The sequence below is a fragment of the Alteromonas lipotrueiana genome (genome assembly GCF_019249245.1).
In the GTDB taxonomy this organism is placed as follows: Bacteria; Pseudomonadota; Gammaproteobacteria; order Enterobacterales; family Alteromonadaceae; genus Alteromonas; species Alteromonas lipotrueiana.
This window is the reverse complement of record NZ_JAESDK010000003.1, coordinates 88,798-115,008: the sequence shown is the minus strand read 5'-3', so window position 1 is coordinate 115,008 and position 26,211 is coordinate 88,798. Positions and strand designations below refer to the sequence as shown.

The following is a 26,211-nucleotide window of genomic DNA, read 5'->3' as shown; positions in this document are numbered from 1 at the left end:
GCCTTTTATATCACTTCTGTATGCAGCGTAACGTATTTACCGGTTCAGATTTTTATCCAGCGATATCGTAATCTTCGACATCATTTTCATAAAAGTCACTTTGATTTTTGGCTTTACCGTGCAGCGTATGAAAGGGACGCGCATGCCGAGAAAGGCGAATGTATTTTAGCCAGGTTTTTTCCAGCAGTGTCGTGGCGGTGGCTTTTCCTTTTACAACCGCTAAAAAGTGTTTTTCGTCAGCGGTTTCGGGCTTTATTTCACCTTGTTCAAGTTTAAACAGTGTGAATCCGTAGTAACCGAGGAGTTCTGCTTCCGAAATACTAAAATCTCCTGACTTCTTGAAGCCATAAGGAAATTTAATGCGATCAGCGAAAAGTTTAGTACCTTGGCGTATGTTAAACAGTGTCATAGAGCTTTCTCGATGAGGTTGGGTCTGGGCCTAACACGCTTTGTATGTCAATTTTCGCTAATCACAAAACAAAAAAAAATCATCTTAACCATAAAAAAATTCGAACTTTGGCATTTTATAAAATTGATAAGCTTGGGTCGTCATTATTGACGAATCGATCATACAAATTATTTCATCGTTACGATGATAAAAATTTGTTTTAAATTTGTACAAAGGTACAGATAATAGACCTGTAAGCATCTACAACAGAGAAGACAATGAGTAAAGACTATCGTTACCAACCTGAAAAATGGGACTCGGTAGAAGAGGGCGAGTTTCAAGGTAAGAAAAAAAGTGACCGCCGTCACGAGGTTAAAAGCAAGCTGCAGCGTGAACTTATGCGTCGGGAAAAGCAACGCCGTTTGCACCCCGAGAGTGCATAGCTTTAAAACGCGCTAGTGAGGCCCGGCCAAAAGGTTTGGGCTTTTAGCGTTTTTTGTTTACATTTTCGCTCTTCTGTGCAAGGTTTAGCGCAACATTGCTAACCATCATTTCTCATGGATATTCGTTTTTTATCTACTTTTATTGAAGTTGCGAACACTCGTCACTTCGGAAAAGCCGCAGAAAATTTATTTTTAACCCAGTCAGCCGTTAGCGCACGCATTAAGCTGCTTGAAGAATATTTTCAAACTACTCTTTTTATACGGCATCGAAATAGTATTCAACTGACTTCAGCCGGTGATAAGTTACTTCCCTATGCTTATCAGTTAAACGATACATTGAAAGAGGCCAAGCGAGAGTTACAACTGGAGTCAGGTGAGTTTGTGGTATGTGGCGCTACACAATTAGCCAGTGAGTTGCAACTTACTCAAACTTTAACAAAAATCTACGAGCACTTTCCCGATTGGTCTGTAAAAGCTGAGGTTCTCACCTTAGAAGGTTTGTCCAGACAACTGCATGAGCGCGTGATTGATTTAGCTTTTTCGTCAGAACCTTTAAAATCGGAAGAAGTGATTAGTGAACCGGTGTTTGAACAACCGCTTGGTTTGTTTGCTACAAATTCAGTACCTGAGACTCCTGCGGGAGCGGACTTTGTCTCGATAGAGTGGGGGGCAAAGGCACGTGAGGCATTATTTCAGCAGTTTCCGCAGTTGCGAGAAGCCAGGCTACGTACCAATTCGCTAAGACTGGCAATGGCTTCTTTAGAGGATGAAGGGGGTTACGTAGTATTGCCCTTGGATATCGGATTAAAGAAAAGCAGGTCGGTTGAATTGAGGTTGATAAAATCTCAGGCGCCAGTGTCAGTGTGTGTGTACCTCAATCATTTAAAAACCATTAAACGACCCATATTGCAGACGGTTATCGATTCGGTATTTCATAATATAATTTGATTATCATAGTTATGAACAGTCTTGTCTGTTCTGTTTTAGGGGATGTACAAATCCGACTTGATTTAGATGGTTTAGAGCCCATTGTTAGAAGTAGAAAATAACTTGCATCCTAAAGGTCATTATTGACTTTTTTAAGAAATAAAATAGAGGAACGCGTTATGGCTTTAGACTCACATCCACTACTGAATGCTAACGCTGATGTAAGAATGAGTGAAACCATCTCTAGCATCAAAGATAATGAAGAAGTTTGGATTTTGAAAGACGGTGACGGCTGCGTCATGCTGACTACCGACGATGAAGACGGTGTTCCAGTGTGGCCTGATGCTGGTCTGGCGTCACTTTGGGCTACTGAAGATTGGGCTGACTGTGAGCCTATGCCCATTACCCTAAAGGACTGGCTAAAAAAATGGACACCTGGATTGATGCAGGACAGTCTGGTTGTTGTTGTTTGTCCGGTTCCTGGCGAGGAAGGGGAAATTATTGAACCCGACGTCTTAGCTGAAAAAGTTATGTAATCATACACAGGCAGAGAATATATGAATGTTCTCTGCTTCTTTAATCTATACCAATAAAGTCCTTTCAAAAAAGCTGATCTCGCCTCTCCTCATCCGCGTTTAAACTGCATACATTTACCTTCTCGGAGCATTTAATGTTTACAGAACAACCTACTATGAAAGATTTATTCGAACAACTTGGCCTGGATTCGGACGAAGACTCTATTGAATCGTTTATCGAAAAACATCGCGGCATGAACGACAGCCGGCATATCGAAGAAGCGCCATTTTGGAATGACGGACAAAAAGCTTTTCTTAAGCAGGCGATTCACGAAGATGCTGCCTGGGTGGTAGTAATAGACGACCTCAATACTCAATTGCATCACGATTGATTAAGCAAATCTGAATATAGTAGCTACCAGCCCCGAATTCAGATAATAAGTTCGCCCTTTTATTACTCAGGCGTAGAATTGTAAGCTGCGGGAATGAATCTCTGAATATTGGAAGTGGTGGGTTTGGACACCCATACTTTGGTAGCGGGGGTATCTGAAGATCGCTTGGACACCCACTTTTATTTTGATTTGCATAGGCATTAAGTTGTTCAGAACTGCTATTAATTACGGCGGGTGTCCACAACGAGTCGTACACAATGAGCCTCCATAACGAACCCTGGACACCCACACTTGTTTACCCTGCTTAAGGTGGGTGTCCAGTTTTAGTAGCGTTGTAATAGTAGTGGTCTAGATTTTGGTTTGGACATTTACGCTTTGGTAGCAAAGATAGATGTTGGTTTGGACATTCACGCTTTGGTAGCAAAGATCGCTTGGACACCCACTTTTATTTAGATTTGCATAGGCATTAAGTTGTTCAGAACTGCTATTAATTAAGGTGGGTGTCCGGTTTTAGTAATAACGGCCCTGGACACCCACATTTGTTTACCCTGCTTAGGGTGGCTGTCCGGTTTTAATAGCGTTGCAATAGTAGTGGTCCATTGTCGGAAAATACCTGTAAATATTGAAGGTGGATTCATAGGCAGTCATCCTTCAGTGAACAAATTCAAGATAATGAATTTGTCAGCAAGAAAATAGACTCGGACTGTCCTTGAGGTCAGCTTACTGCAAATTAACCCGGCCTCTTCTCGAAGAATTTTGACTTAACCGGTTTAGACAGCGCAGTTTTCTTAAGGCAGGTTTAAAATACAAGTCCTTTAGAATCGAAGACACTCTATAACGTAAAAGTTCATATTCAGGAGGTAGGTATTTCATTGTTGACTCCCGGTTCTAACGATTTCTGGTTTTTACCATTAGGTGGAACAGGTGAGATTGGTATGAATATGAACCTCTATGGGCATGCGGGCCAGTGGTTAATGGTTGACTGTGGGGTAAGTTTTGATGAGCCATTGACGGCGCCTTATCTTGCTTCAATGCCAGCCACAGAGCGGGCTCAGGTTGTCGCTCCCGATCCATCCTTTATCTCTGCACAAAAAGAAAATTTGTGTGGCATAGTCATTACTCATGCACATGAAGATCATGTGGGCGCGCTTCCGTACTTATGGCCTCGCTTGAAATGCCCCGTTTATACCACACGTTTTACTGCTGAAGTGCTACGAAGAAAGCTCGCTGAAGCAGGTTTAGAGGGAAAGGTTCCTATTGTTGAAGTCGACGGCGACAGTCATATTCAGGTTGGTCCTTTTTCTATCAGCTGGTTGGCTGTCACTCATTCTATTCCTGAGCCCTACGCCATCAAGATAACCACCCCGGCAGGGACCGTTCTGCACACGGCAGACTGGAAAATAGACGCACAACCCATTACCGGAAAGCCTTTTGATACCCATCTTTATCGCCGCTTACAGCAAGAAAATATTCTGGCGATGGTGTGTGATTCAACAAATGCCAACAAACCAGGTTTTTCCGTTTCTGAACGAAACTGCTATGACGGGCTACTTGCCACGATACGACCGCAAAAGGGTAGAGTAGTGGTTAGTTGTTTCGGAAGTAACATCGCTCGACTCATCTCGTTAGCCAGAGTAGCGGTTAAAACAAATCGATATATGGCGCTTTTTGGGCGCTCGTTATTGAATATGTATAGCATTGCAAAAAAGATGGATGTCTGGCCCACCGATTTGTCTCTTGTAGAGCCATCGCATATTGGATACCTGCCACCTGACGAAGTACTCGCTGTGGCTACAGGCAGTCAGGGCGAAGCGAATGCCGCTTTGGGGCGTATTGCTCGAGACTCACACCCACATTTATCATTGGATAAGGGGGATATTGTTATTTTTTCTAGTATAACTATCCCGGGAAATGAAAATGCGGTTGCAAGTCTGCTTCGGCAGTTTGAAGGAAAGGGCATTGCCACACTTCAAAGCGAAAATAGCACATTACCCATTCACGCCAGTGGCCATCCGTGTGAAGAAGAATTAACGTTGATGTATCAGTGGGTAAAACCTCAGATTGCCATTCCTGTACATGGCGAACCCGCTCATTTAAATGCTCATGCCCAGGTTGCTAAAGCAACAGGTGTTAAAAAACGTCAGGTAGGCTTAAATGGAGACTTATACCGACTTGCGCCGGCGCCAAGCATTCGCAGGCAGGTAGTGAAAGTTGGCCGCATAGCCTTGCGCCGCGATTAAATCTTAAAATTATTTAAATTCTATAACCGCATTAACCTATCTAATAGGCTGTATTTATACTCACTACCCGTATAAGATAGTCCTAAAGCATTATGTTCTTCGCCATATTTATAACTTAACAAAATATTCAGCTATTAAGGCATGGTGTGCAATGTGGATAATTGTTTTGAAGATACATCGTGTTTTTTAAAATGGCCTGAATCTTAGGTATATAAAATTAAGCTGGCGACAAAATTTTACTCGCCGGTGAAGTTTATATTGATATATTAACCAATAGGCCGATAAAAATAATAAACGGACAGTTGCTTGGTGAAAATCGCGTTTAGTGTGCTTAGAATTTTAAAGCCAGTTTTTCCTTTCTATTCATGGTGTGTCATACGTTTGTGCCTGATAATAAGCGGGATATGCGTAAGCCTTTTTTCGGCGCTGTCTTTTGCCACACCGGTTATTACAGAACCGCAGTTCAAGCACCTTTCTACACAACAAGGGCTTAGCCAGGATACTATTCAGGATATACTAATAGATAACGACGGCTTTATTTGGTTTGCTACAGAAGGGGGAGTGTGTCGTTGGGATGGCTACAACTTTTTAACCCTGAACGGACCTAATAACGCCTTTGTTAATGCCAGTATCAAAAGTCTTTTTTTAGATTCATCGCAAAACTTATGGATTGGAACGCAATCTTCGGGGGTCTATAAATTAAACCTCCAAACGCAGGAGATTGAGCGACCGATTTATATTCAGGCGCGCACTCATCCACCCTGGGTTCAAACTGCACGAAAATTTATCGAAGATGATCAAAAGAATATCTACGTAGCACTTGATCATGAGGTAGTGTTCATCAATTCGCACAACAAAAAAGCGAACACCCTGGCTGTTCTTCCTGCCTCTCTGCGCCAAAGAGACAACCTCATTCGCGACATTTGGTTAAGCGAGAAATATTTATATATCGCAAGCTCAGAAGGGCTTTTTGCAAAGTTACGCAATAAACGTCAAGCCCCGTTAGTTGAAGTCAACTATTTAGGTGATAACCCGAAAAACACCAATAATTTTAATAGCAAATTTTTAATGGTAGACAGTCAACAGCGTTTCATAGTCACTACTGTAGAAGGCGTATTTGAAACTCAACTAGCTGACCTTGAGCATGCTTTAGATAAAAACAAAGAGGTTAACTTTACAACAATATCTAAAGACCTCAATGTTTGGGAAATGATAGAAAAAGGCACAAATGACTACTGGTTAGCAACGACTTCCGGGCTATATTCGTTATCACAAGGAAGTAGTGGAACATGGCAACAAACCCATGTTCTGCAACCTAATGCAGGCGAAGTGGAACTGGCAAAAAAAACGATCCGTGCGTTGGCCATAGACAAGGGCAAAAACCTTTGGCTGGGAACCGAGCTTGGTGGGGCTTTATTTTGGTCTCCCGAAACACTAACTATTAATACCATACAAAATACGCGAAATCAGACTTCTGAAGTGTTAAGTAATAATACCGTATGGAGCTTTTATCAGCCTGAACCAGAGATTCTGTGGGTCGGTACCTCCAACGGTTTAACGCGGCTTGAGTTAGATACTATGGAAAGCACTTTCTATCTTCAGGCGGATGAACGTTTTAGTAGTAGTGACAGTTTAATAAGTCAGATTGTACCCGCTCCACAGGGCAAACTTTTCTTAACTACCTATGAAGGCATCAGGCTATTCGACCCGGTTACCGAAGAGCTGTCGGTACTCCCCACAAACAACGCTTCGGATGCTGCAGTAGTGCAAGACTGGACGTACGGAATGAGTTTAGGTCCCGATGGTAAATTGTACTTTATGGCTCATGACTTTTTTCGTTACGATCCATACACACAAAAGCTCGAAAATTTATCACTTTCTGAACACGGTATTTCACCTCAATCCGCGGTAAGTTTTCTGGGGTTTTCTGAAAAGCTGAATAACCAACTATTTCTTGCTGCCAAAGATGCGCTTTGGTTAGTAGATGCAGAGACACTAAAAGCGCATGTTTTATATGATTATCAAACCCATGAGAAAAACAATTCAGTTGCAATATCTTCTTGGGGCATTGATGACTTCGATACCCTTTGGCTGGGCTTTCCACGGTTTGGATTAGTGGGTATAGAGCTTTCTAATCGAGATGCGGTTCAGCGTTATAACTCCAATAATGTACTTAGTACTGATGTGGTGTACGGGGTTAGAGTAGATCAGGCGAATAATATTTGGTTTAGCTCCCATCAGGGCGTTTATCGCTTTTCTCCTCGTAATCAGCTGATAAAAAACTATAGCTACGGTAAAGAGCTGACTGTTTCAGAGTTCAATGATGGCGCATCTATAACTTTGTCTGATGGAAAAGTAGCCTTCGGCTCAACCCGAGGAGTGGTGATCTTTGACCCTTATTCGCATATTGCTACCGATAGTCAAAATCGTATAAAGCAAAGTATGGCAATAACCAGTGTCGAGTTGTCGTCACGATTACTGACCTTACCACTGAACAATTTAAATGGTCGTCATATAGACCTCTACGACGACGATTTCGGAGTCAAAATAAGCTTTTCTTCGATGATTTCGGAGTCAGCCGGGCGGGGAAACTATCTTTATACCCTGAGCCGTGACAAAAGTATCGTAAGTCAGGGCGTTTCAGCCGATGGCGTCGCATCATTTGCTTTTTTAGCGCCGGGGAAGTATCGATTTGAAGTAAAACCGGCCACGGCGCACTTTAATTACGATATCAGTCCGGCATTCATAACATTCAAAATAGCTTATCCCCCGTTTCGCTCACCGTTTGCCTATGCCATGTATGCTATGGCTACTTTGGTGTTATTGTTTTTATATTTTTCACATCGAAACCAGCATTTAAAACGCCAGGCCAATACTGAACGTCAACTCCGGTTGATGGGGCAAGCATTTCGGCAAACCCGTGACTGGGTGCTGGTATTTGACCCCGACTCCATCCCTATTGCGGCCAACCCTGCATTTTGTGTTGTCTTTGGTTTAAACCCAAAAGCTTCATTGAGTCAGCAGTGGGAAAAACTACGGTTAAAACGCCCGGAGTTGTCTCAGAAACTTCAGTCGCCGCTTAAAGATTTACAACCGGGTGAATTTTGGAAACAGGAAACAAGAATTGCTGGAGTCAACGGCCAACAGTTCGACGTATTAATCGATATTACGGCTGCTACCATAGAGCAAAAAGGTAACACGATAGACCATTATCTTGTGGTTATCTCTGATATCTCTGAACAAAAAACGGCTGAACGAAAACTGCTTAAACTGGCGAATTACGATAATTTAACCGGGTTAGTTAATCGGAGTTTGTTGTTAGACCGGCTTGAGCATGCACTAGGCCATGCGGCAAATCACCGAACTCAGGTTGCGGTTTTGTTTGTAGATTTAGACCGTTTTAAAGGCATTAATGACACATTGGGACATGACTATGGTGACAAGCTGCTGAAAGTTGTCGCAGGACGTATGCAAAACTTAGCCAGCAAAGATGATACGGTAGCGCGGCTAGGTGGAGACGAGTTTGTAATTGTGCTTGAAGACGTTGTTCGCACTCAGGACATAAACTCATTTGTAGGTCAGCTTATTGAAGCGGTAGAAACCCCAATTTCTCTTGGCGAAGAAATAGTTAGTACATCCTGTAGTGTGGGAATTGCGTTTTATCCTGAAGATGCCTCGGCGCCCGCAGAGCTGCTAAAGCAAGCCGATGTTGCTATGTACAGTGCCAAAAAAGACAAAGTTAACCGATTTACCTACTATACATGTGAGTTGAATGAGAGAGCCAGAGAGCAGCTCAAACTCGAAAATAAGGTAAAGCGCGCGTATCAACAAGACTGCTTCGTTAACTATTATCAACCAATAATGAATATCAGCTCGGGTAAGCCTGAAGGGGTAGAGCTATTACTAAGATGCCCCATGCCAAATGAGGCCTTGTATCCTGATCAATTTATTCCTGTATTAGAGCAGCTAAGATATATCGTTGATGTAACAAGAAAGGCTATTGTACGGGCACTTAATGATGCACAGCGCTGGCGCCAGATGGGGTTTACCGGCTACATTGCGATAAATATCTCTGCGCTGCAATTTCGGGCGGATTTACAATTAGAACTGTTGTGCGATGCTCTGGCGGCCAGAGGGTTACCCCGTTCAGCGCTACGGTTCGAAATTACAGAAGGCGCATTGATGGAAGATTCTAGCCGAGTGGTAGAGCAGCTTCAAACCTTCCAAAATGCGGGTTTTAAATTAGCCTTGGATGATTTTGGTACAGGGTATTCGTCTCTTAGTTATCTTAAGCGCTTTCCATTAGATATACTTAAGATAGATCGCAGCTTTATTATGGGGTTGGGACAAAATCGACAAGCTGACGCATTGGTCGAGACCAGTATTAAACTGGCGAATACATTTAATATGGAATGTGTGGCTGAAGGCGTCGAAGAACAATGGCAGTCAGACTATTTACTACAGTTGGGCTGCCATTTTCACCAAGGTTATTTATATGCCAAACCTATGCCGGCAGACGAGATAGATACCATATTTACTCGTATTTTCTCGCCGCCGTTGTAATTAAACGATCAGCTGGACTTAATCGTTAATGGGATAGGAAGTTCATGAAAACGTTTGCCTGTGGCAGCAAATAGCGCGTTAGCCAAAGCAGGAGCAAAGGGGGGGGTAGGGGGTTCGCCTACACCACCAGGTGCCGCTTCACTTTGGACAATCTGAATATCAAATTCGGCCGGCGCATGCTGTATCCGCGCAACCTGATAATTGTGAAAGTTAGATTGTTCAATTTTTCCATCTTGCGCGGTAATTTCACCAATGGCACAGCTTAATCCAAATATTGACCCGCCTTCACACTGGGCTTTTACATGTTCAGGATTGACCACGGTTCCAGCATCAATGCAAACATAGGCTTTTGGAATAAGCCACTGGCCTGACTCGTCCACCGTCACTTCAACAACTGTCGCTACATAACTTAAAAACGAACGGTGGGCCGCCAAACCTAAAAAGCGTTTGTTTTTATCGCGATTGTCCCAATCGGCTGCTTCAGTAACGTTATCGATAACATTAAGCAGACGTTGCGTATCGATAGGATATTTGTCTAGTGGATCGCCGTAATTATCATATTCAGCGCCTTCGGCAGCTAAATCAATGTGTCTTGGCTTACCAATTAATTGTTTTAAATGCTGTTTCGGATCTTGTTTCGCAGCCGCTGCCAATTCATCGGCAAAGGTATGAATGGCATAAGCATGATACACATTAGCCACCGAGCGTAACCAGCCGATTCGAACATGATTATCCGCTTTGCCTTTTTCCAGCTGAATATTAGGCACATCAAATGGGTTGTCGATAAAGCCCAGGCGTAACTCACCGGCGCTTGGCGTATTGGCGCCTTTAGCAAACGTAGAGCTGATAGTAGGAAAGACTGTATTGTGATGCCACGCCGTGGTGTTGCCATTTTTATCTAGTCCGGCTTCAATATGTTGAGCACTGACGGTATGGTAAAAACCATGTTGTATATCATCTTCTCGACGCCAGATAACTTTAACCGGCCGCCCTGCCTGTTTTGCCAATAGCGCCGCTTCAGCGGCAAAGTCAGGCTTAGATTTACGCCCAAATCCGCCACCTAGCAAAGTAACATGAATTACGACCTTTTCTTTTGGTACACCCATTACCTGAGCCACCAGATCCTGGGCTGCCTGTGGATTTTGAGTACTGGTCCACACCTCTACTTTGTCATCAGTAACCCGGGCCGCGGCAGCTGGTGGTTCCATTGGAGCCTGCGACAGTAATGGCGCGTAATAGGTGGCTGAAATGCGTTGATAAGCGTTTTGCAGTGCTTTTGCCACATCGCCTTTTTGACGGACCACTTCCCCTTTAGCTTGTGCGGTTTTTAGCAATTCTGTTTTTTCGGCCTGCGACTGATATTGACTGTGTTCATTAGACGACCATTCTATATCCAGAGCCTTAACACCTTGCATTGCTGCCCAGGTATTGGTCGCCAGCACCGCAACCCCGCCAAGGGGTGAAAAATTGGCTGGCGCACTGGCGCTTTTAAGGGCAATAACCTCCACAACATCTTTCATCGCCCGGGCTTTTTTATCATCAACACTTTTGGGTTCGGTAAACATAACGGGCGGGCGCTGAATAACGGCAATGAGCATATTCTCCAGCTCAACGTCCTGGCCGAATACCGTATCGCCGCTGACTACTTTTTGCATATCAATACTGCGTACGCCTTTACCTACATACTGCCAGTCGCTGCGAGCTTTAGGAGTGACCGCTTTTTCTTCGGGCACCGGTAAGGTGGCGGCTACGCTGATGAGTTGCGAAAAGTCAACCTGTCGGCCCGATGCAGTATGTACGACAGTATGATTTTTCAAATCACACTCTTCAGGTTTTACATTCCAGCCTTTTGCCGCCGCCTGCCGTAGCATATGCGCTGCAGTAGCTCCTGCCAGCTGCAAACGTTCGAGATTTCGGCGGATACTGCGCGAGCCGTCGGTGTTTTGGTCACCATATTTTTCATCGCCGGGCGCCTGATCGGTACGCACCCTTTGCCAGTCAGCACTAAGCTCATCTGCAATAATCTGAGTAATAGCAGTACGAATTTGCTGGCCCATCTCTGAACGGTGGCAGGTCACAACTAACGTGCCATCGGCTTCGATAGCCACAAACACGTTGGGGTTAAGTTGCTCAGTCAGCTGTGGTTCATTCGCTAACGCCATAGTTTTTGGGGCTAAACTGACCCCAAGAACAAAGCCACTGCCCAATGAGGCATTTTTAATAAAAGCGCGTCGGGTTAAAGTAGGAATGCTCATACTTTATCTCCTCCTGCCGCCTGCTTGATCGCTTTTTTAATTCTGGGGTAAGTCCCACAACGACAGATATTGCCCGACATAGCCTGATCAATTTCCTGGTCACCCGGTGAAGGGGTAGAGGCAAGCAAAGAAGCCGCCTGCATTATCTGTCCGCTTTGGCAGTAGCCACATTGGGGCACATCATTTTCTGCCCAGGCAATTTGCAAAGGATGTTCATGATTTTTGTGCAAGCCTTCGATAGTGGTAACGGTTTTGTCTTTAACTGCGACCATAGGCAGACTGCAAGAGCGGGTTGCATTGCCATCTACATGCACTGTACAAGCTCCGCACAAAGCCATGCCACAACCGTACTTAGTGCCTTTCATTGAAAGTTCGTCACGCAGATACCACAACAGCGGCATTTGTGGGTCGCCATCAAATTCGTGAGTTTGGTTGTTGATTTTGAGAGTAATCATGAAGAGGAGTTCCGTAATTGTTTAGGATAGAGCACCATGCTTTCATAGTCGAGTCAACTAACAATAGACGATAACCATCAACTCTGATACAAGATGTTGGCTGCGCAGTTGGCTGAATCCGTCCCGAAGATTGCCTTGGTGGGTGTCCACATAATTGCCTGGTGCATAACCTTGTCTGCCAAAAGGCAGGGTATATCCACCAATCTAATAGCTCGAGTAGTGACTGGACAGTCACCTTCAAGATTAGAGCTGGAAGATTAGAGCTGGACAGTCACTTTCAAGATTAGAGCTGGACAGTCACATTTAAGCGGGTGCCCCCAAATGAGACAGCCACAATCTATGAGTCAGACTTATTTGTCTACATGAAAAGTAATTATACAAATAAGCTTGTAGCATAAAAGGAGCTTATTATATATTTGTGAATACTGTGTTAACTAAAGCGCAAAGGACAAAACTATGCCGCTGGATTTTACTGCCACCGAAGTATCAGCCGTGACAGAAACGCCCCTGAGTATGCTGTACAAATGGGAACGCGAGCGCGCACAAGAGGCTTTTTTACACCAGCCGCGTGATGGAGAGCTGCAAACGTACACCTGGGCTAACGTGGCCGAGCAGGCTCGCCGGGTTGCTGCGCGATTACGACAAATGGAATTTGAACCTGGTAGCCGTATTGCCATATTTGCTAAAAACTGCGCTGAATGGTTTATTACAGACCTGGGCATAATGATGGCAGGGCATATCTCGGTACCAATTTTTGGTTCGGCGGGCGAAAGCACTATTCAGTATGTGATAAAACATGCCGACGTAAAGCTGATGTTTATCGGTAAATTGGACAATACCAAAGCTCAGCTTGCCGCAATTCCTGAATCCTGCCCGACAGTGTGCTTTCCATACCCAGGCATTAGTAAAGGACAGAATTGGAATGATTTTATAGATTGTGCGCCGTTAGCTGATAACCCCGAACCAAGTCTGGATGCGGTGATGACCATCATTTACACTTCTGGCAGTACAGGCCAGCCTAAAGGTGTCGTGCATACCTACAAAACCATATGTTGGGCCGCACAAAATTCATTGTCATCACTTACAATGAATGAAAAAGACCGTCTATTGAGCTATCTGCCGTTGGCTCATATTACCGAACGCGTATTGGTAGAACTGGCTTCATTTTATGGGGGACCACAAATTTTCTTCGTTGAGTCTTTGGATACATTTCAGCGTGATGTACATACTTGCCAACCTACCTTGTTTATTTCAGTGCCACGCCTATGGACAAAGTTTCAGATGGGCGTGCTGGCAAAAATGTCTCAAAAAAAGCTCAGCTTTTTACTCAGTATCCCGGTCATAAACAACATCATTGCACGTAAAATTCGACAAGGCCTGGGGCTGGATAAAGCACGCTTTTGGGCCAGTGGTTCGGCCCCGCTGGCGCCACCTATCATTCAATGGTTCCATAAAATTGGCATTGATATATCAGAAGGATGGGGCATGACTGAAAACAGTGCTTATGGAAGCGCCAGTGTTCCATTCAGAGAAGATAAAATAGGTTGTATTGGTAAAGCCTACGAAGGTGTGGATATTCGTTTATCTAAAGAAGGAGAAATTCAGGTTAAATCACCCTGTAACATGGTCGAATACTACCTGGAGCCTGAAAAAACCGTAGAAACTTTTACCCCCGATGGCTTTTTAAAAACGGGCGATAAAGGTCAAATGGATGATGAAGGCTATATTCGTATCACTGGTCGTTTGAAAGATATTTTTAAAACGGCCAAAGGAAAGTATGTTACGCCATCGCCTATAGAGGCGGCGCTCATGGAGAACTCGCTGATTGAACAAGTCTGCGTGACAGGAACGAATCTGCCCCAACCGGTGGGGTTGCTGGTATTAAGTGAACCAGCAAAGCAACACGATAAAACCGAAATTAGCCAAAAGCTAGAAAAAACACTTAATAAGGTGAACAGCAAGTTAGAGAGTCATCAAAAGCTCGACCATTTATTGGTCGTTAATGAGCCCTGGACTATTGAAAACGGGTTGCTAACGCCAACTCTTAAAGTCAAACGGCATCTATTAGAAGCGCATTACGATGAAACGATTCATGCTTCCTACCACGAAAAGATTGTTTTTGTATAACCGATAGTTAACAGGTAACCAATACTGGGTAGAAAAACGCTTCTGGAAGCAACAATCATTGAAATATTCTTGTGTACCGTTTCAAAAGCTGGTTTCAATAAGTTGTAACCGGCTTTTTGGTTTTCACCGTTGTATTTACATCTGAACTACTAGAAATATAAACTGGTAGATGATTGAAATCTTTAGCGAAAGCTGGATAGCCATCGAGTAAACTTAAATATTTTATACAAAAACTGGCTGACTATTTCCGTTGTGTTACTCACTTTCATCTTGATTTTATAAATCAAAATTTTCGAACTTACCCAATTTGTCTGTATAGGTAGTCTGTTTACCATGTGTGATATTTTACGTACCTGCGTACAGTAGAAATAGGTCTCAGTAAGCGGCACAGTTGCTCTCTGACAAAGTCTGATCCTGAGCTGAACATCAAATATGCCTCGCCCAAGAAAATGTCTAATATCATTGGATGATACCCCATACTATCACTGTATTTCTCGATGTGTTCGCAAAGCATTTTTATGCGGTAAAGACCCTTCTAGTGGTAAAAGTTATGAGCACCGACGACACTGGGTTGAACAAAGAATTCTATTTCTGAGTTCAGTTTTTTCAATTGAAATCTGTGCTTATGCGGTGATGAGTAATCATACTCACCTGGTTTTATTTGTAGACAAACAACAAGCATTAAAATGGTCAGATTTAGAAGTACTTAAGCGTTGGCATAAACTACATAAAGGCACTGTTTTGACCCGACGTTATATGTACGAGCCTGAGCGTATCAGGTTGACTGACGCAGAAATTAACTCAGTAAAAGCGACGATTGAAGTCTACCGGCGACGTTTATTTGATATAAGCTGGTATATGCGACTATTAAATGAATATATTGCGCGCAAAGCTAACAAAGAAGACCATTGCACTGGACACTTCTGGGAAGGGCGTTTTAAGTCACAGGCTTTGCTCGATGAGCCAGCGCTACTTGCCTGTATGGCGTATGTTGACCTGAACCCGGTTCGGGCTAATATGGCGAAAAATCCCCAATCTTCGGCCTATACAAGTATTAAAAAACGGCTGAACGCAGCAAAACACAACGCGCAACCAAATCGGTTGTGTCACTTTAATAATAACCTGAAACAACACAGCAGAGGCTTACCTTTTTTATTGAGCGACTATCTGGCCCTTATTCAGACCACCTGTCAGCGTATAATCAGGAGTGACAAACCCTGTGAAATTTCTAAAGCAACCACCTTGAAAAAACATCAACTTTCAGAACGTGACTGGCAAAGTCTAATCGGTGCCATTGAAGCCAAATTTGGCACCAGGATTAGTATGAAAATCGCTCGAACACGATTGGTAGTATCTTCAATCGCCGACGCTTGTTGAATTGTAGGCCTGGCTGTTCCATAAAGGGACGGTTGATAAGCTGTGTTTATAACTACCAGATGATTCTTTGGTCGAATATGAAACATACATGAGTGTTTGTGAGTCTTTATCAAAAATCCGACGAACCTTCATGTTTTTGAAAAACACACTTTTAGATTTCTTAAACACAATTTCCCCTGAAGAAGACTTGTCAATCTCCTCAATCATTTGGGCCGTAATGTCCCCTGTTTGACGACAAGCGATAGAGCTATCAGAGGGATCGGAAAAATCCAGGTCTGCTTCTACACTAGAGATATGGCAAGTTACACCCGTCACAATGGGATCCTTCAGGGAGTCTATTTTAATATCTTTGGTGGTGAACAACCCCAGCGAGACGTCGCCAACTTCGCTATCTCCACATCCAACCATACTTCCGGCTAACAGCACCAGTGCCAATTTTCGTAACATAGTCATGCCTTTTTAATATTGTTTTATTTGAAAACCTGTTTATATCGCTTTTTATGTGTCAAGGGCGGTTTAAGGTCAACTATTTCAAAAGAATAAAAAAGTATTCTGCAGGAGCGTGTTTAGAATTGAGATAACACAGCAATAAAAATATAACTAATTGCTCTACAATACGCCGGTTGCCGGCACGAGTGCTACAGTCTTTGGTTTGACGCAATATTTGAAACGCAATAAGACCTCATTAAAGATTTTCCTTTGCATAACTAAGACAGTCATAAATGCAGGCTTAAGCTTCTTAGTGACTGTCCATAGTATGGGTGACTGTCCAAACATAACTAAGACAGTCATAAATGCAGGTTAAAGCGTCTTAGTGACTGTCCATAGTATGGGTGACTGTCCAAAAGTGCGTTAGCTCGGGTAGCGTAGGCGCAGGCCTTCGTACACCATTTGGCTGTAGGTTGCTTCATTAATATCCAGTGCTTCTAATACTTCAACCAGATGTTCGTTGTCTTCGCGGCCATCCCAGTTTTTTACATATGACCCATCTTTGTAGCCATTATCCTGTCGGAAAAAGTTAAGCACGTTTTTACCCACATACTGACGGTATAATTCCGCAGAAGACATGTCACACTGGCCAACAATTTTCATAAACAATGATACGCTGAAACGCTTGGCGGCGCACAGGCCGGCCATTAGCTCTAAATTATCCAGTAAAGATTGTTCAGCAAAGTAATAAGTCGCGCCATCAAAATCCAGATTATCGTATGATGCATCCAGCTCTTGGGATAACCGGGTAGCTGCATGGTCAATATCGCCATGATGTTTTATTAAAATATCTGAAAGTGCGAAATGCCAGATATCCACTAATTCCATTTGCAGCTGTGCGAGGTCTTTGGTTTGGGCTTTCCACCATTTCCAACCGTGATGTTCAATGGCCTCTACTGACTCCACCATAGCGGCGCGTAAATAGCCATAGCCGGCATTAAGCCACTCGGGATTTACCTTAGTGTTCATTTTGTCCTGTAAAGACAACATGGTTGCAATGTGTTGTTGGGTTAGCATTTTGAAAAGCCTTGCGCAAAAACGCCAATTGTACCTAAGCTACAAACGACTGCAAAGCACCGTCTCGGCCAATTTTTGTTCCCCGGTTAGTGCGTATCAAAACTAAGGTGAGTAGCTAGAGTTCGCTGTTAATATCTTTTACTATGAGCAAAACACTTTATAACAATGGCTTATCTTGCTTGCACTTTATCCTTCAAACAAACTTGAACACTTAAGCTTTTTGCTCGGCGCCTTGCTTAAGCAACAACCCGGGCCGCCTCTGCAAGCCGAAACTATACTGGTAGAAAGCCCTGGAATGCAGCATTGGCTGAATATGGAACTGGCCCGCGAGCAGGGTATTGCGATGAACCTGACGTTTCCGTTACCTATCCGATTTATGTGGGATACGGCCCGAACGATACTAGGAGAAGATAAAGTTCCCCGGCAATCGGTTTATCGACGCGAAGTATTGGTTTGGCGTATAGAAAAGCTTATCCAGCAACAGGAGTTTTGCGACCTGCCCGAAGCAAAACCGGTGTGTCGTTATTGGCAGCATATTGAAGATGCCGACGAGCAGGCGGTTCAAAGGCTGCAGTTTGCTACTGCTTTAGCCGATGTGTTTGAACAATATCAGTTGTATCGGCCTGAGTGGCTTTTTGCCTGGGAAGATAATGCTACGGTATTGCAAGGCAATGAAGATGAACGTTGGCAAGCTGCTATATGGCGCAGGCTGGTCGATGTTGAGCCGTTACACCCGGCCAGGTTACATCAGCAGGCAGTCACCGCCTTGCATGAACACGGCTGTAAAACGCTTCCAGAGCGGATAGTTGTGTTTGCAATTAACACTATGGCCCCACAACTGGTTCAGTTTTTTGATGCGCTGGCGCAGCATACAGACATTCATTTGTTTCATCTGAACCCCAGTATTTCTTATTGGGGAGAGACCAAAAGCGATCGGGAACAGGCGCGTTTGCTTCGGGAGCAGGGGATAGCTCAGTGGCAACATGCTAATCAGGATAACCCTTTATTAGGGAACCTGGGCAAACAGGGCCGTGATCTGTTTAACTTGCTCACCGAACTCGATACTTTTGAGGTCAGTGCCTTTGACATCTCGGCGCCAGATGAGTCGCAAAGTACCGGTACCCTGTTAAGTCAGGTGCAACAAGACATTTTACACGCACAGCCGGCCGGCCGCTCCGCCGCTGATGCTCAAGCCGACGACAGCATTACTCTGACTAAAGCGCACAGCCCACTTCGAGAAGTGCAGGGTTTGCATGACTATTTGTTGTACCAGATGCAACAAAATCCCGAGCTCGCTCCCGGCGACATTGTGGTTATGTGCCCGGCAATCGAAGATTATGCACCACTGATTGATGCGGTTTTTCATCGAATTGGAACGCCTGCACCCACGCAAACTACGCCCCCCCGAATTGCGTGTTCTATTGCCGATCGCTCGCCACTGGACGCCGAACCTTTAATTGCTGCTTTTTTAAGCTTGCTAAGCCTGCCTGACAGTCGTTTTGAAGTGTCTAAAATTATGGATTATCTGCGTTTGGATGCCATGCGAAAAAAATTTGGTCTGGCAGCCGAAGATCTTGATCTTATGCAATACTGGTTAGAGCAGGCCCACGTACATTGGGGGTTAAATGGCCAGCACAAAAGTCAGGTAACCCGACAGGTCGACGACAACTACGCTTTCAGCTGGTACTGGGGGCTCGAGCGTTTACTTACCGGCATGGCCCTGGGCGACACCGCATGCATTTACAACGATATGCTAAGTGTGCCTCACGTAGAAGGGCAGAACAGTGTGGTACTGGGCAAACTGATAAGCCTGGTTAGTCAGCTTAAACATTACGCCAGTGAGTTAAATCAGCCACGCACCGCCACAGACTGGCATCAGTTTTTGATGGCCATGCGTGTTGACTGTTTTGAACCAGACAGCGACCATCTGGATGTCTGGGAAAGCATCAGTAAAGCGACCGCCGATTTAGCCACCCACTGTGATGAAGCTGATTACAATGCTCAGCTTACACTCAGACAAATAAAAGAAGTGTTGATGAAGCGCTTTTCATCGCCAGATGCAGGCAATCATTTTTTAACCGGTCAGGTGACGTTTTGTTCTATGCTACCGATGCGTAGCATCCCGTTTAAGGTGGTATGCATATTAGGTTTAAATGATGGAGAGTTTCCCCGTTTATCACAGCCTATCAGTATCGACCTGATGGCAGGCTCCAGTCGCAAGATAGGCGATCGTTCAAGACGCCTTGAAGATCGCTACTTGTTTTTAGAGGCTTTGATTTCAGCCCGTACTCATTTGTATTTAAGCTATCAGGCAAACAGCGCTCAGGATAACAGCGAGCGTCAGCCATCCTTAGTGTTGGCTGAATTTCAGCAAGTGCTAAGTGCTTACAGTCCCAACGCAGCCAAACCCAGACAAATGCCCTTGCATCCTTTTAGTGTTTCGGGATTTCAACGTCCACAGCCTGGCTTTGAAAAAGGTTGGCTGAGACTAGCTCAGGCCATTGCGGTACATCATGAGCAACCGGTGGGCACATTTAACTCCTTACCCGAAGCTCATTTACCTGAAACCATAAGCCCGGCGATGATAGCGCGGGCGTTGTGTCAGCCTTTCAAATATTTTGCTAACCAGCAACTGGGCTTATATCTGGAAGCCGTGCAGCCAATCCTTAGTGACGCTGAGCCATTTAGCGCCGATAATCTTACTCGTTATCAAACCCTGAGCGCATTAAATGAAGCGCGAAGTGAGCAAAGTGATACCAATGACATCGTTCGCCAGGCGCAGCTTTCAGGGGCGTTGCCGGCTACGCCTTTAACAGAAGAGCTGCTTGGTCAGTGGGATTGTGCATCGCAATTACTGATGGCACACGTAGACAGCCATACTTTAATCAAGCAAACCTATTCTTGGTACTTTGGGCAAAGTCAGTTAACTACCACCGTGTGGCAGCAGTCTGAACCAGAAACGCAGGACACCCACTTTATCGTTAATTGGCATAGTGGTTCGCAAAACACGGCACGAATGCTACAGCAATACATCTGTATGCTAATGGCCAATGCTCAAGGTCAGCCTGTGGGGATACTCAGTTATTTTTGTAAATGGCCAAAAGGAGAGCCGACGCTCTATAAAGCGACCCTGATGCCCTTTAGCGCCGAAGACGCTGACAGTTTGCTAACTGCAGTCACCGAGGCATTTTGTAAGCTAAACGTGCAGCCGTCTGCCTGGCTCGCAGATGCGGCACTAACCTTACTGCGTAAAGCCAAAGACCAGTCCCTTGAAGATTGGGCCGGTGCAAATGATGCCCAGTTTGAATGGCAAAAACTCTGGGAAGGCAATAGCGTAAGCGCGGGCCTGAAGGAAGATCCGTATTTGAAGTGGTTTTTCCCCCATGGATTATTACTTGAAGACCTGCCTTTACAACAATACGAGACATTGTATCGACCATTGCTCAATCAGTATTCGGAGAAAAAGCTATGAGTCGCAGTGCTTCTGTTACTGCCCGCCCGTTAAATGTCACCAGCATGCCTTTATCTGGCCGACATTTAATTGAAGCCAGTGCCGGTACCGGTAAAACATTTAATATTACCCGGCTGTACCTGCGTTTGCTTTTAGAAAAGCAGCTTACGGTGCAACAGATTCTGGTCATGACGTTTACCAATGCTGCCACAGAGGAAATTCGGGGTCGTATTGCCGAAACCCTGCGCGATGCCGCTACTTTATGGCGGGATGCGGCAGAAACGGGGTATCTGCCTGATGGCGCGGACCCGGTATTTAGCGCACTTTATGCACAGTTTCACGAGCCTGTACACCAAACTATTATTGAAGCCGCCCTGTTAGAGCTGGATGAAGCCGCAGTATTCACTATTCACGGGTTTTGCAATCGCATTTTGTCCGAGCTGGCCTTTACCAGCGCGGCAGCCATGCAGTTGTCGTTATCTACCGATACCAGAGCGCTGTATTTACAGGCTGCCCAAGACTGGATACGCCACCAGGCTAAAAACGCAGAGGCGTATCATTTGCTTATGCAGCATGGCTGGCATATCCCCGAAGCGCTGCTCAATACCTTTGAAAGTGCAATACGTTCAGGTTTAGAGCCCCAGTTTCTCAAGCCAGAACAAATCAAGCAGCAGGCTGAATCATCCCTACGCAAATACAATGAAGATCTGCAGACAGAATTTGCGCTACAGGAAGCCCAACTAGCGCCTTTTGTCAGTGATATCGAAACCTGCCTGGTTGCCAATGTAAAAGACTCTGAAGTGCGCGCGGCGCAGTGGCAGGAAATTTTGCAGTGGCTGGGGTCTAAAGAAGCAAAACCGTTACCCGCAGACTTTAACAAGTTTGCTCACCATAGCCGGTTCAAATCGTGTCCGGAGCTCAAACCGATATTTGCGCAACTTCGCGATTTTGCTAATAACATCAAAAAAACGTTGGCAGACCAACAAAAACAACATGACACCATGTTGGAGCAAGCTCCGGCTATGCAGGTTATTGCCCAGGGGTTTGAGTTCATTCGCCAGCATGTGGTTCGCCAAAAAAGACAGCAGGGTTTGGTAGATTTTGACGATTTGATAACGTTGCTGGCAAATCAGGTCAGCGCTCCTGACACACCGCTGGCCATGCAATTACGCCAGAAATACCCCGCTGCCCTTATTGATGAGTTTCAGGATACCGACGCCAGTCAGTATCAGATTTTGTCTAATATTTATCAGCCGGCTTGCTTGCAGGTATTGCTAATGATAGGCGATCCCAAACAAGCTATTTATGGGTTTCGTGGGGGCGATATATTTACCTATCTTGAAGCAGGAAACAGCGCTGATCACCGCTGGGTGATGGACACCAACTGGCGCTCTACCGCGCCGATGGTGGCCAGTTATAACCGGTTGTTTTACGGAGCGCCGCTTACCGATGCACCCGCCGATGTATTTGGTTTTGGTATTACCTATGAGCCGGTGAGGGCTACCGAACATGCCAAAGCCAACAACGCTCTGTTGCACGACGAACAAGCAGAGCGGGCCGCACTGACCTACGCCTGTGTCGACACCGATGAATTAGGCGATAAGCCAGCCAAAGGCCAGTTGCAACAACAACTGGCACGCTGGATGGCCGATGAGATTGTACGTCTGCTCAATGATGCGCGCTTAGGCGAGAACGCCGTTCAACCGCAGGACATTGCTATTCTGGTGCGTAGTGGTCCCGAGGCCGCGGTGGTACAAAATGCCCTGCGCAGAGTTAATCTGGCCTCGGTGTTTTTAAGCAACCGCACCAATTTGTTTGCCTCTGCAGAAGCACAGGATTTGTACCGGGTGTTGGATGGTATATGGAACTATCAGCAATCCAATCGTCTGTCAGCGGCGTTGTCCAGCCCATTATTCGGGCTTTCTCATGCTCAACTGACCAATCTTTTGTACCACGAAGATGACCACGCGTGGGAGCAAATCATGGACCAGATCCTGTTGTTACGTCAGATGTGGGTACACCGTGGATGCATGACCTTAATTCTATATTTACTGGAAGAACATTTTGCAACCTTTGAAGATAATATGGAGCGGCGGCTGACCAATTATCTGCATTTATCAGAGGTACTTGAACGAGAAGCCGCGGCGCAGGAACATGCCGAACAGCTATTAATCTGGCTGCATCGGCAAATTAGCGAACCGCAACTGGCTCAGGAACAAATTCAGCGTCTTGAAAGTGACGCACAGCTGATTCAGCTAATCACTCAACATGGCTCAAAAGGTCTTGAATATCCTATTGTGTTTGTTCCATTTGCCAGCGACTTTAGAGACCCGGCCAAAGTAGGAAAACAATATCAGGCCTTTTACCGCTATTACGATGACCAGAAATCTGGACTGACATTGATGTTGGGCCGCAGCGAAAACGCTATCGAGCGGGTTCGTCTTGAGGGCAATGCCGAGTCGGTCAGGCTGTTGTATGTAGCGGTCACCCGCGCGGCGCAGCGTTGCTATTTGGGGGTCGCGCCCTTTGAAAAACATCAGCAAAGTGCTCTGGCTCAGGCGCTTGGAATTGAGGCTGCAGATGACTGGCAGCAAGCCATTAAAAGCATCGCAGCAGAAGGGAGGGAACACACGGCGTATGTGCCTGTTCCACTGAATTTATCGCTGCGCCAATTGCATCAATATGATATCCCCCTTCAGCCCCTTAGCGTCGACACCTTTGAAGGGGAGGTGACTGAACGCTGGCGCTTATATTCGTTCTCTGCACTGGCGCGTAGACAGCAAGTAGTTAATCGAACCCGGCGTGAGGCCGAATTGGACAATACCCGGTTGCTAGCTGCGGAGGGCGAGGCCGACGCCCAACATCTCCCTTTGCGGTTTCGCTTTACCAAAGGTGCGGCCGCCGGCAATTTATTGCACGATATTCTTGAACATACCGATTTCACCGAGCCAGACTGGCAGGCCAGCGCAATGGATATGGCCCAGCGTTTTGGTATTTCCAATGATCAGCTGCCGGATTTTTTTGAATGGCTTGACGAGGTGTTAGCTACCCCGTTAAATGATGACGGGCTAACACTAAATACCTTGTCTGAAAAAGCAACGTTACGCGAAGCCGAATTTTATTTTCCGCTAAATACCGTCAATTTGTATCAGCTGAATCAGTTTCTGGGCGGCTACCGTAACCAAGACCCCGCGCAGGGCCCTTTTATGGTGAATCTGGATACTAAAAAGCTTGAAGGTCTGATGCATGGGTTTATTGATTTGATTTTTGAATACGACGGCCGCTATTTTATCGCTGATTACAAATCTACTCATTTGGGCGACCATTTTGGTGGTTACGAGCCCACCCAATTAACACAGAATAATCAGCATCACTTGTACGACCTGCAGTACCTGATTTATGCCGTAGCATTGCACCGGTATCTGCAAACCAAATTGCCAGACTATACGCCGTCAGAGCATTTTGGCGGTGTATATTATTTGTACCTGCGAGGCATGCACCCGGACAACCAGCAGCAACAAGGCGTGTATTACGCAAGACCAACAGAAGATCAATTATTGGCTTTAGATGCTATTTTCAAGCACGCAGAGGCAAGCTAGATGAAACAAAAGATGTTTGCCGATACCCTGGCCAGTCTCGATGGCATTGAAGCCATAGATTACTGGTTTGCCGGCCAGTTCACCGCACAAGAAAATGCTCAGTACAAAGACTGGTTTATGTTGCTTATCGGTTTAAGCGCGCTGGTCCGTCAGGGGCATACCTGCGCGGATCTGCAACAATTGGCGGGGCAGAAATTATTTGATGATGCAGAGCAAGAGCTTTCTGGCTGGCAATATCCGAATTTAGACCGGTTACTACAGGTGGCGACCGAAGGTGTAGCGCAACCATTAACGGGAGATGCGTTAGTGCTGGTAGCCAACCGTTTGTATACTCGTCGTTACTGGCAATTTGAGCAAGATGTCGCAGGGGTGTTGGCTCCTAAAATTGCCAGCCGACCACTGACCGACACGCAGCGCCAGGTCATTGGTGCCTTATGGCCGGTATTGTTCGATACCCAGAAAAGTGAAACTCAGGACTGGCAGCAAGTGGCCACAGCTAGTGCCCTGCGACAGCGGTTCACCATTATTAGCGGCGGACCGGGCACCGGCAAAACCTATACCGTTACCCGCTTATTGCTGGCGCTGCAAAGTATGGCCGCCGGGCAAGCGCGAATTGTTCTGGCTGCACCTACAGGCAAGGCGGCGCAGCGTATGAACGAATCAATCGCTGCCAGCCTGCAGCAGCTTGAGGGCAAGTTGGACGAGACGCTGGTGGCGACAATTCCAACCAACGCGGTTACGTTGCACCGGTTACTAGGCATCAATCGGTTTGGGATAGATACCCGTAGCCATCAGCGTAATTTATTGCAATGTGATGTGCTTATTGTAGATGAAGCTTCAATGATAGATATGGCCCTGATGGCCCGTTTGGTGCGAGCGCTGCCTGATACCGCGTCACTGATACTGGTGGGGGATGCCGACCAGTTGCCAGCCGTAGAATCAGGCAATGTGCTTGAAGCTCTTACCGGTCAACAGCTATTTACGGGAGTAAGTTCAGACCTGGCTGAGCATTTGACAAACACTTGCGGGCATTTACCGGCGTTAGAGGTAACCCAGCAAAGCCGTGACTATGTACAGAAGCTGCAAATCAGCCGCCGCTTTGCCGGACAGCTAGCCAAAGTAGCCAGCGCCATCCGCGTGGCCAACGGGGATCAGGCCTGGCAATGTATCGGTGTATCTACGCCAGATGAAGGGCCACGGATATACACCAATGAACAGGTTTTACATATAGACGAAGCTATATTTGAACCGCAATTTGACCGCTTTGCCCGAGATTGCTTTAAAACGCAGCTAGACTTATCGCTAACTCCACAACAAGCACTTACTGCGATGAATCGCTGTCGGTGGCTGACGCCGTTGCGTCGCGGTCCGTTTGGGGTAGATACATTGAATCAGCGAATCGAAAAAGCTCTGAAGATTTATCGCGGCTCCACTCAGCATATGCATTACGCCGGACGTCCGGTAATGGTGGTCGAAAATAATTATGCACAGCAGTTGTTTAATGGTGATGTCGGTGTTATCTGGCCAGATGAAAACCAGCAATTAAAAGCCTGGTTTGCCAGCGATACCGGGATACGTTCGATTAGTCTTACCCGGTTGCCCGCGGTGGAGACTGTATTTGCCATGACCGTTCACAAATCACAAGGCTCAGAATTTGAGCAGGTGGTGATGTTGTTACCTGAGGCGACCAGCGCGCAAATTGCCAGCTTATGCAGTCGTGAACTTTTATATACAGGCATTACGCGGGCAAAAAAAGGCTGTACTTTGATAGGCAATGAAACTCGTTTCAAGGCGATGGTAGCCCGTCGTCAACAGCGCTTTTCGGGTTTGGCCGATATGCTTGAACAACATCTACAGTCAGCAAAAACGGCAGAACAATGAGACTGATCGAATGGCGTGAGACAAAGCTGAAGTCTGGCCTGTAGAGTGGGTGTCCTATAAATCAGCTACACAATAAAAGTGGGTGTCCAATG

17 protein-coding genes are annotated in these 26,211 nt (G+C 45.6%); 11 read left to right on the top strand and 6 right to left on the bottom strand.

Annotated elements, in window-relative coordinates; all coding sequences use genetic code 11:
• Positions 1–52: 52 nt before the first annotated feature.
• Positions 53–409 carry a MaoP family protein gene (locus JK130_RS03455; RefSeq protein ID WP_218352820.1) on the bottom strand — a complete coding sequence of 119 codons (357 nt, stop codon included), beginning with the start codon at positions 407–409 and terminating at the stop codon, positions 53–55.
• A gap of 257 nt (positions 410–666) precedes the next feature.
• Here JK130_RS03455 and JK130_RS03450 point away from each other — a divergent pair, with 257 nt between their 5' ends.
• From JK130_RS03450 to JK130_RS03435, 4 genes are all read left to right on the top strand, one after another.
• Positions 667–831 (top strand): hypothetical protein, encoded by a 165-nt coding sequence (locus JK130_RS03450; protein ID WP_218352819.1) that lies wholly within the window; start codon positions 667–669, stop codon positions 829–831.
• A 114-nt stretch (positions 832–945) separates the two neighbouring features.
• A complete protein-coding gene (locus tag JK130_RS03445; protein WP_218352818.1) occupies positions 946–1,779 on the top strand; it encodes a LysR family transcriptional regulator in 834 nt (277 codons plus the stop codon).
• A 158-nt stretch (positions 1,780–1,937) separates the two neighbouring features.
• Positions 1,938–2,294, top strand: a complete 357-nt coding sequence (locus JK130_RS03440) for a DUF2750 domain-containing protein (RefSeq protein WP_218352817.1) — start codon at positions 1,938–1,940, stop codon at positions 2,292–2,294.
• Positions 2,295–2,428: 134 nt separating this feature from the next.
• Positions 2,429–2,665, top strand: a complete 237-nt coding sequence (locus JK130_RS03435) for a DUF2789 domain-containing protein (protein WP_218352816.1) — start codon at positions 2,429–2,431, stop codon at positions 2,663–2,665.
• Between the two features lie 491 nt (positions 2,666–3,156).
• On the opposite strand, the gene JK130_RS03430 is transcribed toward JK130_RS03435, so the two are convergent.
• Positions 3,157–3,303, bottom strand: a complete 147-nt coding sequence (locus JK130_RS03430; RefSeq protein ID WP_218352815.1) for a hypothetical protein — start codon at positions 3,301–3,303, stop codon at positions 3,157–3,159.
• A gap of 234 nt (positions 3,304–3,537) precedes the next feature.
• On the opposite strand from JK130_RS03430, the gene JK130_RS03425 reads away from it, so the two are divergent.
• Entirely contained in the window at positions 3,538–4,905 is a 1,368-nt protein-coding gene (locus JK130_RS03425) for a ribonuclease J (RefSeq protein WP_218352814.1), read from the top strand.
• Between the two features lie 309 nt (positions 4,906–5,214).
• Positions 5,215–9,468 (top strand): EAL domain-containing protein, encoded by a 4,254-nt coding sequence (locus JK130_RS03420; RefSeq protein WP_218352813.1) that lies wholly within the window; start codon positions 5,215–5,217, stop codon positions 9,466–9,468.
• An 8-nt stretch (positions 9,469–9,476) separates the two neighbouring features.
• Here the strand turns inward: JK130_RS03420 and JK130_RS03415 are convergent, their stop codons facing one another.
• Positions 9,477–11,723, bottom strand: a complete 2,247-nt coding sequence (locus JK130_RS03415; RefSeq protein WP_218352812.1) for a xanthine dehydrogenase family protein molybdopterin-binding subunit — start codon at positions 11,721–11,723, stop codon at positions 9,477–9,479.
• The gene (locus JK130_RS03410) at positions 11,720–12,178 is read right to left on the bottom strand and encodes a (2Fe-2S)-binding protein (RefSeq protein WP_218352811.1); all 459 of its coding nucleotides are present in this window, start codon (positions 12,176–12,178) and stop codon (positions 11,720–11,722) included. The genes JK130_RS03415 and JK130_RS03410 overlap by 4 nt, the downstream gene beginning before the upstream one ends.
• 456 nt (positions 12,179–12,634) lie before the next feature.
• Here JK130_RS03410 and JK130_RS03405 point away from each other — a divergent pair, with 456 nt between their 5' ends.
• The gene (locus JK130_RS03405; RefSeq protein WP_218352810.1) at positions 12,635–14,305 is read left to right on the top strand and encodes an AMP-binding protein; all 1,671 of its coding nucleotides are present in this window, start codon (positions 12,635–12,637) and stop codon (positions 14,303–14,305) included.
• 633 nt (positions 14,306–14,938) lie between these two features.
• Positions 14,939–15,682, top strand: coding sequence for a transposase (locus JK130_RS03400; RefSeq protein WP_425514581.1), 744 nt, complete (start codon positions 14,939–14,941; stop codon positions 15,680–15,682).
• On the opposite strand, the gene JK130_RS03395 is transcribed toward JK130_RS03400, so the two are convergent.
• Complete coding sequence (locus JK130_RS03395; RefSeq protein WP_218352808.1) at positions 15,662–16,129, bottom strand: CreA family protein; 468 nt, start codon at positions 16,127–16,129, stop codon at positions 15,662–15,664. The genes JK130_RS03400 and JK130_RS03395 overlap by 21 nt on opposite strands.
• A 405-nt stretch (positions 16,130–16,534) precedes the next feature.
• Positions 16,535–17,188: a dUTP diphosphatase gene (locus JK130_RS03390; RefSeq protein WP_218352807.1), complete on the bottom strand. Its 654-nt coding sequence runs from the start codon at positions 17,186–17,188 to the stop codon at positions 16,535–16,537.
• Positions 17,189–17,363: 175 nt separating this feature from the next.
• Between JK130_RS03390 and recC the strand changes: the two genes are divergently transcribed.
• Genes recC through recD form a run of 3 tightly spaced genes read left to right on the top strand, consistent with a single transcriptional unit; the run spans position 17,364 to position 26,119 of the window.
• Positions 17,364–20,660 (top strand): exodeoxyribonuclease V subunit gamma, encoded by a 3,297-nt coding sequence (gene recC / locus JK130_RS03385; RefSeq protein ID WP_218352806.1) that lies wholly within the window; start codon positions 17,364–17,366, stop codon positions 20,658–20,660.
• Complete coding sequence (gene recB, locus JK130_RS03380; RefSeq protein WP_218352805.1) at positions 20,657–24,238, top strand: exodeoxyribonuclease V subunit beta; 3,582 nt, start codon at positions 20,657–20,659, stop codon at positions 24,236–24,238. The genes recC and recB overlap by 4 nt, the downstream gene beginning before the upstream one ends.
• Entirely contained in the window at positions 24,239–26,119 is a 1,881-nt protein-coding gene (recD, locus tag JK130_RS03375; RefSeq protein ID WP_218352804.1) for an exodeoxyribonuclease V subunit alpha, read from the top strand.
• Positions 26,120–26,211 lie beyond the last annotated feature (92 nt).